12 protein-coding genes are annotated in these 16,688 nt (G+C 62.3%); 9 read left to right on the top strand and 3 right to left on the bottom strand.

Features of this window, described 5'->3' with window-relative positions:
* Positions 1–187: 187 nt before the first annotated feature.
* Complete coding sequence (locus J3P96_RS26055) at positions 188–625, bottom strand: YkgJ family cysteine cluster protein (protein ID WP_024778075.1); 438 nt, start codon at positions 623–625, stop codon at positions 188–190.
* A gap of 255 nt (positions 626–880) precedes the next feature.
* Between J3P96_RS26055 and J3P96_RS26050 the strand changes: the two genes are divergently transcribed.
* From J3P96_RS26050 to J3P96_RS26030, 5 genes are all read left to right on the top strand, one after another.
* The gene (locus tag J3P96_RS26050) at positions 881–3,331 is read left to right on the top strand and encodes a glycogen/starch/alpha-glucan phosphorylase (RefSeq protein ID WP_434653998.1); all 2,451 of its coding nucleotides are present in this window, start codon (positions 881–883) and stop codon (positions 3,329–3,331) included.
* A gap of 290 nt (positions 3,332–3,621) precedes the next feature.
* The gene (locus tag J3P96_RS26045) at positions 3,622–7,245 is read left to right on the top strand and encodes a DUF2339 domain-containing protein (protein WP_434653995.1); all 3,624 of its coding nucleotides are present in this window, start codon (positions 3,622–3,624) and stop codon (positions 7,243–7,245) included.
* A 50-nt stretch (positions 7,246–7,295) separates the two neighbouring features.
* Positions 7,296–8,612 (top strand): DUF3999 domain-containing protein, encoded by a 1,317-nt coding sequence (locus J3P96_RS26040; RefSeq protein ID WP_434658336.1) that lies wholly within the window; start codon positions 7,296–7,298, stop codon positions 8,610–8,612.
* A gap of 234 nt (positions 8,613–8,846) precedes the next feature.
* On the top strand, positions 8,847–9,857 hold the full coding sequence (locus tag J3P96_RS26035) for a class 1 fructose-bisphosphatase (protein ID WP_107323045.1): 1,011 nt from the start codon (positions 8,847–8,849) through the stop codon (positions 9,855–9,857).
* A 3-nt stretch (positions 9,858–9,860) separates the two neighbouring features.
* Positions 9,861–10,457, top strand: coding sequence for a DUF924 family protein (locus tag J3P96_RS26030; protein WP_434653992.1), 597 nt, complete (start codon positions 9,861–9,863; stop codon positions 10,455–10,457).
* Between the two features lie 120 nt (positions 10,458–10,577).
* Here the strand turns inward: J3P96_RS26030 and J3P96_RS26025 are convergent, their stop codons facing one another.
* On the bottom strand, positions 10,578–12,470 hold the full coding sequence (locus J3P96_RS26025; RefSeq protein ID WP_434626495.1) for a methyl-accepting chemotaxis protein: 1,893 nt from the start codon (positions 12,468–12,470) through the stop codon (positions 10,578–10,580).
* Positions 12,471–12,753: 283 nt separating this feature from the next.
* Here J3P96_RS26025 and J3P96_RS26020 point away from each other — a divergent pair, with 283 nt between their 5' ends.
* Both J3P96_RS26020 and J3P96_RS26015 read left to right on the top strand, forming a co-directional pair.
* A complete protein-coding gene (locus tag J3P96_RS26020) occupies positions 12,754–13,008 on the top strand; it encodes a hypothetical protein (RefSeq protein ID WP_434653990.1) in 255 nt (84 codons plus the stop codon).
* Positions 13,009–13,051: 43 nt separating this feature from the next.
* Positions 13,052–13,621 carry a lipocalin family protein gene (locus tag J3P96_RS26015; RefSeq protein ID WP_434653988.1) on the top strand — a complete coding sequence of 190 codons (570 nt, stop codon included), beginning with the start codon at positions 13,052–13,054 and terminating at the stop codon, positions 13,619–13,621.
* A gap of 134 nt (positions 13,622–13,755) precedes the next feature.
* Here J3P96_RS26015 and J3P96_RS26010 read toward each other — a convergent pair whose 3' ends face one another.
* On the bottom strand, positions 13,756–15,120 hold the full coding sequence (locus J3P96_RS26010; RefSeq protein ID WP_434653986.1) for a formimidoylglutamate deiminase: 1,365 nt from the start codon (positions 15,118–15,120) through the stop codon (positions 13,756–13,758).
* 142 nt (positions 15,121–15,262) lie between these two features.
* Here J3P96_RS26010 and hutC point away from each other — a divergent pair, with 142 nt between their 5' ends.
* Positions 15,263–15,973 carry a histidine utilization repressor gene (gene hutC, locus J3P96_RS26005; protein ID WP_305501386.1) on the top strand — a complete coding sequence of 237 codons (711 nt, stop codon included), beginning with the start codon at positions 15,263–15,265 and terminating at the stop codon, positions 15,971–15,973.
* A complete protein-coding gene (locus J3P96_RS26000; protein WP_434653983.1) occupies positions 15,970–16,539 on the top strand; it encodes a HutD/Ves family protein in 570 nt (189 codons plus the stop codon). The genes hutC and J3P96_RS26000 overlap by 4 nt, the downstream gene beginning before the upstream one ends.
* The last annotated feature ends 149 nt before the right edge of the window (positions 16,540–16,688 follow it).

Raw genomic sequence — 16,688 nt, 5'->3', positions numbered from 1 at the left:
GTTGTGAGACCGGGGGCGTTTTTTTGTGCCTGTAGTTTATGGGTGGCTGTCAGGGCCCTATCGCGAGCAAGCTCGCTCCCACAGTAGGTCTATGTCGGGCACAGAATCCGCGTCCGCTTAAAATCCCCTGTGGGAGCGAGCTTGCTCGCGATAGCTGTTGTTCAGGCGCTAAAGAACCGACGGTCGATCAAAATCGATCCAACGTCCGCGGATTACGCTCGCGCTCCACTTCCTTGGGCTTGTAGGCGCAATACCCCGGCCGTGGCCCGACCCGTGGATGATTGCGGCAGGTGTCCGGGCGCTTTTCGTAAATGGTGCACAGCCGGCTCTTGCGATCCAGATACAGGCAATCGTTGTTGCTCATGCGCTGGAGCGTGAAGATTTCCGATTTCTGGTTGTAGCGCTCGACGATCCCTTCCTTTTGCAGGCGCTTGGCGATGTTTTTCGGCGGGTCGCCCAGCTCGAACTCATCGACGATGCCGATGCGGATCAGGTCCTTGATCTTGACCTCCACCGGCAGCGTGCAGCAGCTCGACACGCAGGAACCGCACATCGGGGCGGAATACTTGGCCCAGGTATCGAGTCGGTCGATCTCCGCGGCGGCGATCAGGTTGGGCTTCATCATCACGGTTTACCAGCATGCACCAGGGCGCGCGATCATACCGGGACTGGTGAAATTTTGAACGACCATCTGCCGGTTTTTTTTACCTCGCGGCAAAACCCCGCCTGGACCGGCACGGCCCCTGCATTCACTCGCCTATCTGGCAATTCTCTGGCGGCGATTCTCCGACACCGGGGAAAAACCACCGAACCAAGAGCCCGTACCGTCTGTCAGACCGTCTAGGCTCAGACATTTCCATGCTCGTTCGAGGTCTCATCAATGACTCAAGAACCACTTGTTCGCGAAGCCGAGGTTGCGGCTTTTCGCGACGCCGTGTTGACCAAACTCACTTATGCCGTCGGCAAGGACCCCGATCATGCGTTTGATCACGATTGGTTCGAAGCCATCGCCCTCGCTGCCCGCGACCATATGGTCGAACACTGGATGGACCATACGCGGCAGATCTACCGAAAGGGCCAGAAGCGCGTCTACTACCTCTCCCTGGAGTTTCTCATCGGCCGGCTGCTGTACGACAGCCTGAGCAACCTCGGCTTGCTGGACACCGCCCGCGAAGCCTTGACCGAGCTGGGTGTGGACCTTGAGCGCATCCGTCTGCTGGAGCCCGACGCGGCCTTGGGCAACGGCGGTCTCGGCCGTCTGGCGGCGTGCTTCATGGAAAGCATGTCGACCCTCGGTATCGCCGGCCATGGTTATGGCATTCGTTACGAGCACGGCCTGTTCCGCCAGGCGATTGTCGACGGCTGGCAACAGGAGCAGACCGAACACTGGCTGGACTTCGGCAACCCGTGGGAATTCGAGCGGCCGGAGGTCGTCTACCCGATCGGCTTCGGCGGCAGCGTCGAAACGGTCACCGACGAAACCGGCAAGACCCGGCAGGTCTGGTCCCCGGCCGAAACCGTGCGGGCGATTGCCTATGACACGCCGGTCGTCGGCTGGCGCGGTGCCAGCGTCAATACCTTGCGCCTGTGGCGTGCCCGAGCCGTGGAAGACCTGCACTTGGAGCGCTTCAACGCTGGCGACCACCTCGGCGCCGTAGCGGAAGTGGCCCGCGCCGAGAGTATTTCCCGCGTGTTGTACCCGGCCGACAGCACCGAAGCCGGCCAGGAACTGCGCCTGCGCCAGGAATATTTCTTCGTCGCTGCTTCGCTGCAGGATTTGCTGCGCCGCCATCGCAACATGCACACCTCGGTACTGACCCTGGGCGATCATGCGGCGATCCAGCTCAACGACACCCACCCGTCGATTGCCGTGGCCGAGCTGATGCGCCAATTGGTGGACGTCTACGACGTGGCGTGGGACGCGGCCTGGCAGGTCACCCAGGACACGCTCTCCTACACCAACCACACGCTGCTGCCAGAAGCATTGGAAACCTGGCCGGTGGGGCTGATGGAGCGCATGTTGCCGCGGCACATGCAGATCATCTACCTGATCAATGCCCAGCATATCGATTCGCTGCGGGCCAAGGGCGTGCACGATTTCGACGTGTTGCGCTCGGTGTCGCTGATCGAAGAAGACAACGGTCGCCGGGTGCGCATGGGTAACCTCGCGTTCCTCGGTTCCCACAGCGTCAACGGCGTGTCCGGGCTGCACACGCAACTGATGCGCAGCACTGTATTTTCTGAGCTGCACAAGCTTTATCCGGACCGGATCAACAACAAGACCAACGGCATCACTTTCCGCCGCTGGCTGTTCCAGGCCAACGCCGAACTGACCTCGATGATGGTCGACGCCCTCGGCCCGAGCGTGCTCGACAACCCCGAGGAGCGGCTGATCGAACTGGAGCCGTTCGCCGACAAGCCGGCGTTCCGCAAGCAATTCGCCGAGCAGCGCCTGCACAGCAAGAAAGCCCTGGCCTACCTGATTCACGAGCGGCTGGGCATTGCCGTCAACCCGGCGGCGATGTTCGACGTGCAGGTCAAGCGGATCCACGAGTACAAGCGCCAGTTGCTCAACCTGATGCACACCGTGGCGCTGTACCAGGCGATCCGCGCCGAGCCGGAGGTGGATTGGGTGCCGCGGGTGAAGATCTTCGCCGGCAAGGCCGCCGCCAGTTATCACCAGGCCAAGCTGATTATCAAGCTGACCAACGACATCGCCCGGGTGGTCAACAACGACCCGACCGTGCGCGGCTTGCTCAAAGTGGTGTTCCTGCCCAACTACAACGTCAGCCTGGCCGAAAGCATCATTCCGGCGGCGGACCTGTCGGAGCAGATTTCCACGGCCGGTTTCGAGGCCTCGGGTACCAGCAACATGAAGTTCGGCCTCAACGGCGCGCTGACCATCGGCACCATGGACGGCGCCAACGTGGAAATGCATGACCGCGTCGGTGGCGAGCACATGTTCATCTTCGGCCTGACCGCCGAGCAGGTGGAAGCGCGCAAGCGCAACGGCGAATTCAGTGCCGCGCCGGACATCGCCGCATCCCATCGCCTCAACGATGTGCTGCAGGCGATTCGTGGCGGGGTGTTCTCGCCGGACGATCCGATGCGCTACACCGGGCTGGTGGACTCGCTGGTGGATTACGACCGCTTCCTGGTCTGCGCCGATTTCGACGCCTACTGGAACGCCCAGGCCAAAGTCGAGGAGAGGTGGCACGATCCCAAGCAGTGGTGGCGCTCGGCGGTGCTCAACACCGCGCGCATGGGCTGGTTCTCCTCGGACCGGACCATTCGCGAATACGCCACCGACATCTGGAAGGCCCTGGACTGACTGTTGCAAGAAATGTGAGCGAAGCCCAACGGCGGTAGGGCTTCGTCGATATACTAGGCGTCAGTTTCGCCGGGCTGCGTGGCCGGATCAGTACTGGAAATGCCAGGAATCCTATGTGGGAGCGAGCTTGCTCGCGATAGCGGTGTATCAGGCGACATTCATATTGCCCGATACGCAGCCATCGCGAGCAAGCTCGCTCCCACAGGGTTTCAGGGTTTTCCACTAGACTGAGCCAGACCTCACATCACCCCGGTCATGCCCGCAACGGGCCGCTTAGGGATATCGATCATATGCAATGGATTTTGACACTGTTGGGCCTGGCACTCGGCTGGGTGGTGGAAGAGTCGTTTGCCGACGCGCTGATCGGTGCGCTGGTGGGGCTTGGCATCGCCCAGTCGTTTCGACTGGGACGCCTGGGTATCCAGGCCGCCAAGCAACAGATCCTGCTGCAAGATGCCCAACGCAGCTTGCTCACGCTGGAAGCGCGTCTGGCGGTGCTCGAACGCGGCAACGTGGCCGAACCGAGTGAACCGGCTCCAGCGCCGGAAATCGTCGTTGCCCAAGCGGCGAAGCCCGAGGCGCGCACCGAGCCGGAGCTCATCTGGCAGTTGCCGCCAGAACTCGAACCAATCCCCGCGATGGCCACCCAGGCCAGCCAGCCGCTGCCCGATGACGTTTGGAAACCCGCGCCCGAAACATCCAGTCGGCGCGCAACCCGCGACTTCGAACCTCTGCCACTGGAACCGAGGACTACCGAGCCGGCGGCGCCTCGCGGTCCGAATCTGATCGATCGTGCCTGGACGGGCGCGCGCAACTGGCTGTTCGGCGGCAACACCGTGCTGCGGGTCGGCGTGGTGCTGTTGTTCCTCGGCCTGGCCTTCCTGCTGCGCTACGCCACTGAAGGCATGGTAGTGCCGATCGAGTTGCGTTACGCCGGCGTCGCGGCCAGTGCCTTGGGCCTGTTGGGCCTGGGCTGGTGGTTGCGCCACCGCAACAGCAACTATGCGTTGATGTTGCAGGGGACGGGGATCGCGGTGCTGTACCTGACCGTGTTCGCCGCCATGCGCCTGCACCCGCTGCTCGATTCCAAGGCTGCCCTGGGCCTGTTGGTTGCAGTCACGGTGTTTTCCGCGATCCTGGCCGTTACCCAGAATGCCCTGGGGCTGGCGGCAGCTGCCGCACTGGGCGGCTTCGCCGCGCCGATCCTGACCTCCACCGGCAGCGGCAACCATGTCGCGCTGTTCAGCTATTTCATCCTGCTCAATACCGGCATCTTCGCGATTGCCTGGTTCCGCGCCTGGCGCCTCCTCAACCTGATCGGCTTCGTCGGCACCTTCGGCATCGGTTTCGCCTGGGGCCTGCGTTCCTATACGCCGGAACTGCTCTGGAGCACTGAACCGTTCCTCATCGTGTTCTTCCTGATGTACCTGGCGATCGGGTTGCTGTTCACCCGGCGCAAGCTGCTGGAAATGAGCGATGCGCCTGAAGATGACAGCCGTCAAGCGCTGCTGCGCTGGTCGGCGCGCAAGGGCGACTATGTGGACGGCAGCATGCTGTTCGGTCCGCCGCTGGTGGGCTTCGGCTTGCAGTTCGCGTTGGTGCAGCACCTGGAATTCGCCGCCGCCTTCAGCGCGCTGGCCCTGGGCATGATCTACATGGGGCTGGCTCGCGTGTTGATGGGCGGGCGCGCTGTGCTGCTGGCCGAAACCTGCCTGGCCCTGGGCGTGATTTTCACCAGCCTGGCGATTCCCCTTGGCCTCGACGCCCGTTGGACTGCCGCAGCGTGGGCGGTGGAAGGTGCCGGGATCTTCTGGCTCGGCCTGCGTCAGCAGCGACCTTTTGCGCGAATCTTTGCCCTGTTGCTGCAATTGGGGGCGGCGCTGGCCTTCGTCAGCGAACTGCATAGCGGCGAAGGTAGCCTGCTGGAAGGTTCGTGGCTGGGCGCGTTGATGCTCGGTGGTGCCTTGCTGTTCAGCTTCTACCAACTGCGCAAGGCCGAGCCCGGGCACGCCGCAAGTTGGGAGCTGCGCGGGCAACCCGTGCTGGCGGTGCTGGGGCTTGGCTTCCTCTACCTGCTGGCACCGCTGTTTTTCTTTATTCATGGTACTGCCATCGCCTGGGCGTTGGCCGGGCTGGCGACGCTGGTCGTCGGCCTGCGCCTGCAATCACGTAGTTTCCTGTTTACCGCGTTCGCCGTGCAACTGCTCGGCGGTGCGCTGTTCCTGCTGCGTCTGCAAGGCGCCGAAGGCGATTCGGCGGCGGTGTTCAACGCCGGTTGGAGCGGTCTGCTCAGCGCCTCGTTGATCGGCCTGGCATTGATCGGCGGTATGTTGCTGGCGGCGCGCGACGACATGGTGCGCAACGATGTGCGCTTGCTGCGCGGCTTGTCGGTGGTGTTGCTGGCCGGGTTGGTATTGATCAATCTTGCGGTACTGTTCGTGTTGCCCTGGCAAACGGCGAGCGGCGTGTGGGCGGCCAGCGGTCTGTTGATCATCTGGCTGAGCCTGTACCTGAAGCAGCGCGTGAGCTTTGTCTTTGGCCTGCTGCTGCAAGTGATTGGCGGTGCGGCTTTCCTGATGGCAGGGCCGGCGCTGCTGGGCTCGCTTGATGCCGAGGATCTGCGTCCCTTGGCCCACAGCGGATTCTGGACACCGCTGGTGCTGGGGCTGGCTGCGCTGGTGGGCGCATGGCGTCTGCAAAAGGCGCACGCGGCGCGGGAACTCGATGCCTTGAGTTTGCAGCGCCTGTCCGAGCTGCTGCTGATCTGGGGCGCCGGTTGGTGGGCGCTGGCGTGGGGCAGCGAAGTGCTGCGCTTTGCCCCGCAAAACCTGCAAGGCAGTTTGTTGTTGATTGTCGCGGCCGCCAGTGTGGCGGTGTGGAGCGTTTTGTCGCTGCGCTTGAAATGGCCGGCGCTGGGGTTACTGTGCACCTTGTTGATTCCAGCAGCAGGCTGTGTGCTGGTGGCGATCGGGCACAGCCGTTATCACCCTGCGGCGGATTTCGGCTGGCTGGCCTGGCTGGCGGTATTTGCCGTGCATTTCCTGTCGCTCAAGCGCCTGGCCGCGACGCTGCCGGCCCAGGCGCGCAGCACCGCCCATGTGCTCGGTTGCTGGTTGTTGATGGCGGTGCTGATGCTGGAGTTGCGTTACGGCCTGCTGTTGCTGTCCGAGCAGTACAATGCCTGGCGGTGGTTGGCCTGGGCGATCCTGCCAGGTCTCTACCTGGTGCTGATGGCCACGCCGCGTACCTTGCCGTGGCCGGTCTCGGCCCAACCGCGCGAATACCGCGTCTACGCGGCGGCGCCCATGGCATTGTTGATGCTCGGTTGGTTCTGGCTGACCAACACGTTCAGTGATGGCAACTCGGAGCCGCTGCCTTATGTGCCGTTGCTCAACCCCTTGGAGCTGGGTCTGCTGTTCGCCTTGTTCGGTATCTATGTGTGGGCCCGCAACGCCGTGGAGCAAACGACGAACCGCTGGAGTCGGATCGGACAGGTCGCTCAGTTGATCGCCGGCGTGTCGCTGTTCGCGTTCTTCACCGCCTTGGTGATGCGCACTGCGCACCAGTGGATGGATGTGCCGTTCGAGCTGGATGCACTGCTTGAATCCATGTTCGTGCAGGCCGGATTGTCCATTGTCTGGACCCTGATCGCCCTGGGCCTGATGATTGGCGGCCACCTGCGGCATCGTCGCGAGGTGTGGCTGATCGGCGCGGCGTTGATTGCGGTGGTCGTGGCCAAGCTGTTCTTTGTCGAATTGAGTAACCGTGGTGGTCTGGCGCGGATCGTGTCGTTTATCGGCGTGGGCGTGTTGCTGCTGGTGGTCGGCTACTTTGCGCCGCTGCCGCCCAAACGCCCGGAACCGGCCGTGGATGCCGAGCCGCCGATGCCTGTCAGTGAGGGAGTGTCATCTTGAGTCGCAAGTTGAGTCGAATCGGGCTGGGCGTGGTGGGGTTGTGGGTGGCCATGTCGGCGGCGGCACAAGAACAACCGCAAGACTTCGCCCATCAGGTGCCGTTGGCCTTGAGCGGCGAGGGGCCGTGGTATCGCCTGGCGTTGCCGCTGGACGTGCAGTTGCAGGCGCGCCAGACCGACCTGAGCGACTTGCGGGTCTTCAACGCGGCGGGCCAGGCCCAGGCCTACGCATTGGTTCGCGAGTCGGCGCAGAGCCGGGAAAGTCGCACGCTCACCGATGTGAAATGGTTCCCGCTGTACAACGCCGCCGATGACAGCGAGCGTGCGCCCAGCGTGCGTGTGCAATCGAACGCCAACGGCACGCTGGTGGAAGTCCAGCCGTCCAGTCGGCTCGAGGCGGGCGAGGAAGAGTTGCGCGGCTGGTTGCTGGACGCCAGCGCGATCAAGGCGCCGTTGCAGCAACTGATCCTCGACTGGACCAGCGAGCGCGATGGCTTCCAGCGTTTCACCATCGAAGCCAGCGACGACTTGCAGCACTGGCAGTCGTGGGGCGAAGGCCAGATCGCGCGGCTGACGTTTGCCGATGAACGGGTCGAGCAGCATGAGGTGAGCTTGCCGGGGCAGTCGGCGCGCTACTTGCGACTGCTGTGGGATTCGCCGTCCTCGGCGCCGGTGCTGACCTCGGCCCAGCTGCAAAGCGCCAGCCGCGAAAGCCTGCCACTGCCGTTGGTCTGGTCGCAGCCTCTGGCCGGTGGCACGACCAAGGCCGGCGAATACACCTGGCAGTTACCCATGGGGTTGAACGTCGAACAGGTGCAGATCGAGTTGAGCCAGGCCAACACCCTGGCGCCAGCGACCCTGGCCGGTCGCCGCGAAAGCAGCCAACCCTGGCAGCCGATGGGCAGCGGTCTGCTCTATCGCCTGACCCAGAATGGCCAGGACGTGTTGCAAAACCAGCTGCAGCTGTCCGGCCAGACCGTTCAACAACTGAAGCTGACGGTGGACGAGCGCGGCGGTGGCCTGGGCGCCGAGGCCCCGGCCCTGCGCTTTGCCGTGCGTCCGACCCAGGTGGTGTTCCTGGCGCGCGGCGAGGGCCCCTGGCGCCTGGCGCTGGGCAGTGCGACAGTCAAGGCGGCCAGTTTGCCATTGACCACGCTGGTGCCCGACTACAAACCGTCGCGCCTGGCGACGTTGGGTACGGCAACGGTGAACGGCACGGCCACGTCGACCCCGAGAGTCGAAACCACGCCTGCGCCCGCCGAGACCAATTGGAAAAAAATCGGCTTGTGGGCGGTGTTGCTGCTGAGTGTGCTGTTCCTCGCAGCGATGGCGTTCAGCCTGTTGCGCAAGCCACCGGTCAAGAACTGAGGTGTGTTCATCGCGAGCAAGCTCGCTCCCACAATAAACCGCGTTCGTCGGAACAACTCGGTCAACTGTGGGAGCGAGCCTGCTCGCGATGACGTCCTGCCAATCAACAGAAATACCCAAGCGAACCGCCACCCCGTGAACTCAATCCTCCATATCCCGTCTCATAGGAGGAATTAACTCCCGACTCGCGCTAAACTGCGCGGGTTTTCCGCCCCCTATTCTTCGGAGCCGTCCATGTCCCGCGTTACCTTGAGTCGCTATTTGATTGAGCAGACCCGCAGCAACAATACCCCTGCCGATCTGCGCTTTTTGATCGAAGTGGTGGCGCGTGCGTGCAAGGAAATCAGCCACGCCGTTTCCAAGGGCGCGCTGGGTGGTGTCCTTGGCAGCATGGGCACCGAGAACGTGCAGGGCGAAGTGCAGAAGAAGCTCGACGTACTGTCCAACGAAATCCTGCTCGAAGCCAACGAGTGGGGCGGCCACCTGGCCGGCATGGCGTCCGAGGAAATGGACAATGCCTACCAGATCCCGGGCAAGTATCCCAAGGGCGCCTACCTGCTGGTGTTCGACCCGTTGGACGGCTCGTCGAACATCGACATCAACGCGCCGGTCGGCACCATCTTCTCGGTACTGCGTTGCCCGAACGAGTACCTGAGCCAGAACGAAGCGCTGAATGAAAAGGCCTTCCTGCAGCCAGGCACCGAACAGGTCGCCGCCGGCTATGCCATCTACGGGCCTCAGACCATGCTGGTACTGACCCTGGGCGACGGCGTGAAAGGCTTCACCCTGGATCGCGAGATGGGCAGTTTTGTCCTGACTCACGAAGACATCACCATTCCTGAGACCACTCAGGAGTTCGCCATCAACATGTCCAACCAGCGTCACTGGGAAGCCCCGGTACAACGCTACGTCAGCGAGTTGCTGGCCGGCGAAGAAGGCCCGCTGAAGAAGAACTACAACATGCGCTGGGTCGCCGCGATGGTTGCCGATGTGCACCGCATCCTGACCCGTGGTGGCCTGTTCATGTACCCACGCGACAGCCGCGAGCCCTCCAAGCCAGGCAAGCTGCGCCTGATGTACGAAGCCAACCCGATGTCGTTCCTGGTGGAGCAGGCCGGTGGCGCTTCCACCGATGGCCACCAACGCATTCTCGACATCCAGCCCGAAGGCCTGCACCAGCGCGTAGCGGTGTTCCTCGGCTCGAAGGAAGAAGTGGCGCGCGCCACGGCCTACCACAAGGAATAAATCATGGCCGAGCCCTGGCAGCCGTTGCTCGATTGGTGGTTCGGTTCAGCCGAATCACCCGATGACATCGCGGCTGACAAGGGCAAGCTGTGGTTCGGCAAAGGCCATGATCGCCAGGCACAAGAGCGCTTCGGCGATCAGGTCGAGCAGGCACTGGCCGGCGGATTGACCGAATGGGCGCAACGCCCGGAAGGTTGGCTGGCCCTGGTGCTGTTACTCGATCAACTTCCGCGGATGATCTTTCGCGACACCCCCAGAAGCTTTTCCGGTGACCTGCGTGCCCAAGCGCTGGTAGCACAGGGACTGGCGGCGGGTTTCGACCGGCAACTCAAGCCCATCCAGCGCGTATTCATTTATCTGGTACTCGAACACTGCGAAAACCTCGCGGTACAGAACGAAGCCGTGTCGCGGTTCATCGACCTGGTCCGGGAGCAACCGGGGGCGCAGCGGGCGGTGTTTGAAGACAACCTGGATTATGCCGAACGGCATCAGAAGATCATTGCCCGGTTTGGACGCTTTCCCCATCGCAATGCGGTGTTGGGGCGTGAATCCACGGCTGAGGAGCTGGAATTCCTGAAGAGGCCTGGGTCCAGATTCTAAATTGTGTTGTGGCCGCTATTGCCATCGCGAGCAGGCTCGCTCCCACAGTCGATCGCGTCTCTCTGATAGAACTCAGTCAACTGCGGGAGCGAGCCTGCTCGCGAAGGGGCCCGCAAGAAATCAGATCCTGAAACTGCCCACCAACTGCTTCAACCGCGCCGCCTGCTGTTCCAGGTCGGAACAGGCACGCAAGGTGGCTTGCAGGTTTTCCACGCCTTCCTGGTTTAGCGTGTTGATCTCGTTGATGTCGACGTTGATCGATTCCACCACGGCGGTCTGTTCTTCGGTGGCGGTCGCCACGGACTGGTTCATGCCGTCGATTTCGCCGATGCGCTGGGTCACGCTGCCCAGGCGTTCGCCCGCCTGGTTGGCGATGCCAACGCTGCTTTCGCTCTGACGCTGGCTGTCGGTCATGGTCAGCACCGCTTCCCGCGCGCCGACCTGCAACTCTTCGATCATCTTCTGCACTTGCTGCGCCGAATCCTGGGTACGGTGGGCCAGGTTGCGCACTTCATCGGCAACCACCGCGAAACCGCGACCGGCTTCACCGGCGCGGGCGGCTTCGATGGCGGCGTTCAGGGCCAGCAGGTTGGTCTGCTGGGAAATGCTGGTGATCACTTCCAGGATCTGGCCGATGTTCACCGTGTTGCTGTTCAGGGTTTCGATGTTGCCGCACGAATCGCTGATCTTGGCCGACAGTTGCTGCATTGCCGTAATGGTCTTATCCACTACTTGCTGGCCGTCTTCGGCCAGGTTACGGGCTTCACTGGAATGCTGCGAGGCGAGGGCGGCGTTCTGGGCGATCTCCTGGGCGGCGGCGCCGAGCTGGTTGATCGCCGCGGCCACGCTGCTGGTCCGCGAGGCCTGCTGGTCGGAGTTGTACATCGACGAGTTGGACGCGCTGACCACCCGCAGGGCGACTTCGTTGACCTGGCCGGTCGCCGAAGCCACTTCGCGGATCGAAGTATGGATACGCTCGACGAAGCGGTTGAACGAGGTACCCAGCGCGCCGAATTCGTCCTGACCATGAATGGTCAGGCGGCGGGTCAGGTCGCCTTCGCCTTCGGCGATATCGTGCATGGCGCGGCCCATGGTCAGCAGCGGTTGCATCAGCACCCGGATCAGCATGCCCAGGAGGGCGATGATGAACACCACGGCGATGATCATGGCGATCAGTGCCGAGGTGCGAAATTCGCTGAGCATCGCCAGGGCGGTGTCTTTATCGAGTACCAGCGCCACGTACCAGTTGGCTCCGGGCACGCCGTTGACCTGGGTAAAGGAGATGAATTGAGTCTTGCCGTCGAGCTCGACTTCCTTCAGGCCCGGGCCGATTTGCGGTGCGCCGTTGGGGTAGGCCTCGGCGAGCGTCTTGAGGACGCGCTTGCTGTCGGGGTGGATCAGGATCTTGCCATCGGCGCTGACGATGAACGCATGACCATGGCCGCCGAAGTTCAGCGAGTTGATGATGGCGCTGACGCTCGACAGATCGATATCTGCGCCGGCCACGCCGATCATCTGGTTCTGCCGCTGTACCGGCGTGGCAACGGTGATCACCAACTTGCCCGACGAGGCCGCGATGTAGGGCTCGGTGACGATGGTCTGCTGGGCGCTATTGGCAGCCTTGTACCAGCCACGGGCACGCGGGTCGTAGTCGGCGGCACGATTACCGGCCGGTATCGAGAACATCACACCGTCGGTACCGCCGAAATAGCTGAGCTGGAAATTACCGGTGTAAGCCGGCAGGCCCACGGCGCGTTTCAGGCTTTCGGCACTGTTTCCGTCAATGGCGATTTGCTGGGCCAGCGATTGCAGCAATTGGATTCGGCCTTCGACCCATGTCTGGATATTGCGACTGGTCAGGTTGCCGAGTTCCTGCATGGACGTCTCGGTGCTGGTGTTGAGACTTTGTCGTTGACGATAGTCGTTGAACAGGATGAAACAGGCGAATGCGACGGCCACCACAAGGGCGGCAGCCAGCAGGATTTTGTGGCTGAATTTCATGTTTCTGGTCATTAAGAACGCTACCGCGTAGGGACGGGTCAGGAAGGGCTGCCAATTTGCCATAGTGCAAGATTTTGCGCTGTTACTTTTTATCGGCGCAAAAGCCCGTCCCATCAGGCGTCGAGGGGGCGCTCCCGACGAAAGGCACGACCGCGTCACAAACCGGTTGATTTCCGATGAAACACCGCTGCACAGCCAATAAATACCAGGGGCACGAGGGAACCAGACAGGGGTTTTCTCTTCTAAGGATCAGGTTGGCACCCTGCCACCTCCCTTCTGCTCCAGGAGTTACACCATGTCGCTGCGATCCATCGCCCTGCTGTTTGTGTGCGTCGTCTTGACCGCATGCAGCAAGGTCAACCAGGAAAACTATTCGAAGCTGTCGGCTGGCATGCCCAAGGCCGAAGTCGAAACGTTACTGGGGAAACCGACTGATTGTTCGGGCGCGCTCGGCATGTCCAGCTGCACCTGGGGCGACCAGAAAAGCTTTATCAGCGTGCAGTATGCCGGTGAAAAAGTGTTGATGTTTTCCGGCCAAGGCCTGAAGTAACCTGAAGTAAACCGGGGCCAAGCGCCCACGGGAGAAAAAAATAATGATGCGGTTAGTTTTTGTGCTTCTGGCTGGCCTGGTATTGGCCGGCTGTGCCTCTTCTGGCGTAGACCCGTTGGCGCCCAAGACAGTCAACAGCGTCAATCTCAAGCGGTACCAAGGGACCTGGTACGAACTGGCCCGCCTGCCGATGTACTTCCAGCGCAACTGCGCGCAGTCCGAAGCGCATTACACCCTCAAGCCTGACGGCAACATGGACGTATTCAACCGCTGCCTGACTTCCGACTGGAAATGGGAAGAGGCCAGGGGCACGGCTTACCCGCAAGTGCCGGGTAAAACCGACAAGCTCTGGGTCGAATTCGATACCTGGTTCTCGCGGATCCTGCCGGGCGTGGCAAAAGGGGAATATTGGGTGTTGTACATCAGCGACGACTACAAGACCGCCATCGTCGGCGACCCGAGCCGGCGCTACATGTGGTTGCTGTCCCGCACGCCGACGGTGAAGGTGGATGTACGTGAAGAACTGCTGAGCAAGGCCCGCCAGCAGGGCTATGACACGACGCGGTTGGTCTGGCGCGCATCGGACCGGCAGATGGCGAAGACTTCGGACTGACTGACACCCGAATACCATGTGGGAGCGAGCTTGCTCGCGATGAGGCCCTTACCTTCAACATGGATGTTGATTGAAAGTCCGCTATCGCGAGCAAGCTCGCTCCCACATTGGTATCTGCCTGATGATTTTTGGGATCAGCCCAGCAGCTCGCGCAACACCTGGGTGAACGCCCGTGCGCTTTCCTCTTCGCCGGCATGGCGCCCATCGCGCACCACCCACTTGCCACCCACCATCACATCCCGCACCTGGCGATCGCCACCGGCGAACAGCCAACGATTGAGAATACCGTCGCCGTTGGCCGTGGCCAGGTACGGATCGTTGCCATCAAGCACCAGCCAATCGGCGCGCTTGCCGACTGCGAAAGCACCGATGGGTTGTCCCAGCGCCTGGGCGCCACCCTCCAGCGCGGCGTCATACAGCGTGCGCCCGACCATCGGTTGGTCCGTTCGATACAACCGGTTGCGCCGCTGGTCTCGCAAACGCTGGCCGTATTCCAGCCAACGCAACTCTTCTACCACACTCAACGACACATGGCTGTCGGAACCGATGCCCATCCGCCCACCTTGGGCGAGGAAGTCCACGGCCGGGAAAATCCCGTCGCCAAGATTGGCTTCAGTGGTCAGGCACAACCCGGCAATCGCCCGGCTCCTGGCCATGAGGCTGACTTCCTGGGGGTTGGCGTGCGTTGCGTGAACCAGGCACCAGCGCTGGTCGACTTCGGTATTTTCGTACAGCCACTCCAGCGGCCGCGCGCCACTCCAGCTCAGGCAATCGTCGACTTCCTTTTGCTGTTCGGCGATGTGGATATGCACCGGGCAATGCGGATCGCTGGCGGCCAGTACGTCCTTGATCTGTCCGGGCGTCACGGCGCGCAAGGAGTGGAAACACAAGCCCAGCGCCTGATTGGCTTGCCCGGCCAGGACGGGTTGCAAGCGCTCCTGAAGCTTCAGGTAGTTTTCGGTGCTGTTGATGAACCGGCGCTGCCCCTCGTTGGGCGCCTGGCCGCCGAAGCCGGAATGGCTGTAGAGCACCGGCAGCAACGTCAGGCCGATGCCGGCGGCGCTGGCGGCGTGGCTGATGCGCAGCGCCAGTTCAGCCGGGTCAGCGTAGGGCGCGCCGTCGACGTCATGGTGCACGTAATGGAATTCGGCGACCGAGGTGTAGCCGGCCTTGAGCATTTCGATGTACAGCTGGCGGGCGATGATGCCGAGTTGCCCGGGGCTGATTTTCCCGACGAGGCGGTACATCAGGTCACGCCATGTCCAGAAGCTGTCGTTGGGGTTGCCGGCCACCTCAGCCAGTCCGGCCATGGCCCGCTGGAAAGCATGGGAATGCAGGTTCGGCATGCCTGGCAAGAGCGGGCCGTCCAGTCGTTCGGCGCCGTCTGCGTGGGCGTCGGCCTGGATGTGAGTCAGGATGCCGTTGGCATCGACCTCAAGACGTACCTCATTGGCCCATCCACTAGGCAGCAGCGCGCGTTCGGCAAAGAAGGCGGACATGGTTGACCCTCATCTGTGAAATTTGTATATACATATACAGACGTTTGCCTGGCCGGTAAACTCCGGCAAGCTAGCCACCTAATTTGCAGAACAGGGAACCGCCGTGCCGACTCCGCCTGCCAAACCGCCGCTGGCCGCAACCATGGGTGACAGTCCGGCGCCCTTGTACGCCCGCGTCAAACAGATGATTACCCAGCAGATCGACAGTGGAAACTGGCCGCCGCACTATCGCGTGCCGTCGGAAAGCGAACTGGTCAGTCAGTTGGGCTTCAGCCGCATGACCATCAACCGTGCCCTGCGGGAAATGACCGCCGATGGCCTGTTGGTGCGCATGCAGGGTGTCGGCACGTTCGTCGCCGAGCCCAAGAGCCAGTCCGCGCTGTTCGAAGTGCACAACATCGCCGATGAAATCGCCTCCCGGGGTCATCGCCATACCTGCAAGGTCATTACCCTGGAAGAGGAGGCCGCCGGCTCCGAACGTGCCCTGGCCCTGGATATGCGCGAAGGCCAGAAGGTCTTTCACTCGCTGATCGTGCATTTCGAGAACGATATCCCCGTGCAGATCGAGGACCGTTTCGTCAATGCGCTCGTGGCGCCCGACTACCTCAAGCAGGACTTCACCCAGCAAACGCCTTACGCTTACCTGAACCAGGTCGCGCCGCTGACCGAGGGGGAACATGTGGTCGAGGCGATCCTGGCCGAGCCGAGCGAATGCAAGCTGTTGCAGATCGAGCGGGGCGAGCCGTGCCTGCTGATTCGCCGTCGCACCTGGTCCGGGCGCCAGCCGGTGACCGCCGCGCGCCTGATCCATCCGGGCTCCCGCCATAGCCTGGAAGGACGCTTTCACAAATGAGCCAGCTGAAGGTTTTACGCGCCGCCAACTACCCACGCATGCCGTGGAAAAACGGCGGTGGCAGCACCGAAGAAATCACCCGCGATGCAGGCACCGGCCTGGAAGGTTTCGGTTGGCGCCTGTCGATCGCCGATATCGCTGAGTCGGGCGGTTTTTCCACCTTCGCCGGTTATGAACGGGTCATCAGTGTCTTGCAGGGTGACGGCATGACGCTGTATGTCGATGGCCAGGCCACGCGGGCATTGCATCCGCTGGACCCGTTTGCGTTCAGCGGCGAAAGCCATGTGCACTGCACCTTGCTGGGCGGGCCGATCCGCGATTTCAACCTGATCTATGCGCCGCAGCGTTACCGCGCGCGGTTGCAGTGGATGGGTGGGCAGCAGCATTTTCTCAGCGAGGCGGGGACTGTGTTGGTGTTCAGCGCGGCGCCGACGCTGAGGGTCAATATTGACGAGGCGGTCCAGACGCTGGGGCTTTATGACTGCCTGCAACTGAGCGGCAACACCGGGCTGCTGGAGATCACCACCCACGGCCAATGCTGCGTGATCGAGCTGACGGCCCACTAAACTCGGCTGCACTCATCTTGTGGCGAGGGGATTTATCCCCGCTGGGTCGCGAAGCGACCCCCTGCGTTTTTCCTGATGTATCGAGTTGTCTGGATCTAGGGCTGCTCCGCAGCCCAGCGGGGATAAATCCCCTCACCACAGCGTGCTCG

Source organism: Pseudomonas sp. R3-56 (assembly GCF_051132075.1).
Lineage (GTDB): Bacteria > Pseudomonadota > Gammaproteobacteria > Pseudomonadales > Pseudomonadaceae > Aquipseudomonas.
The sequence above is the reverse complement of the archived record's forward strand: the minus strand, read 5'-3'. Positions and strand labels throughout refer to the sequence as shown.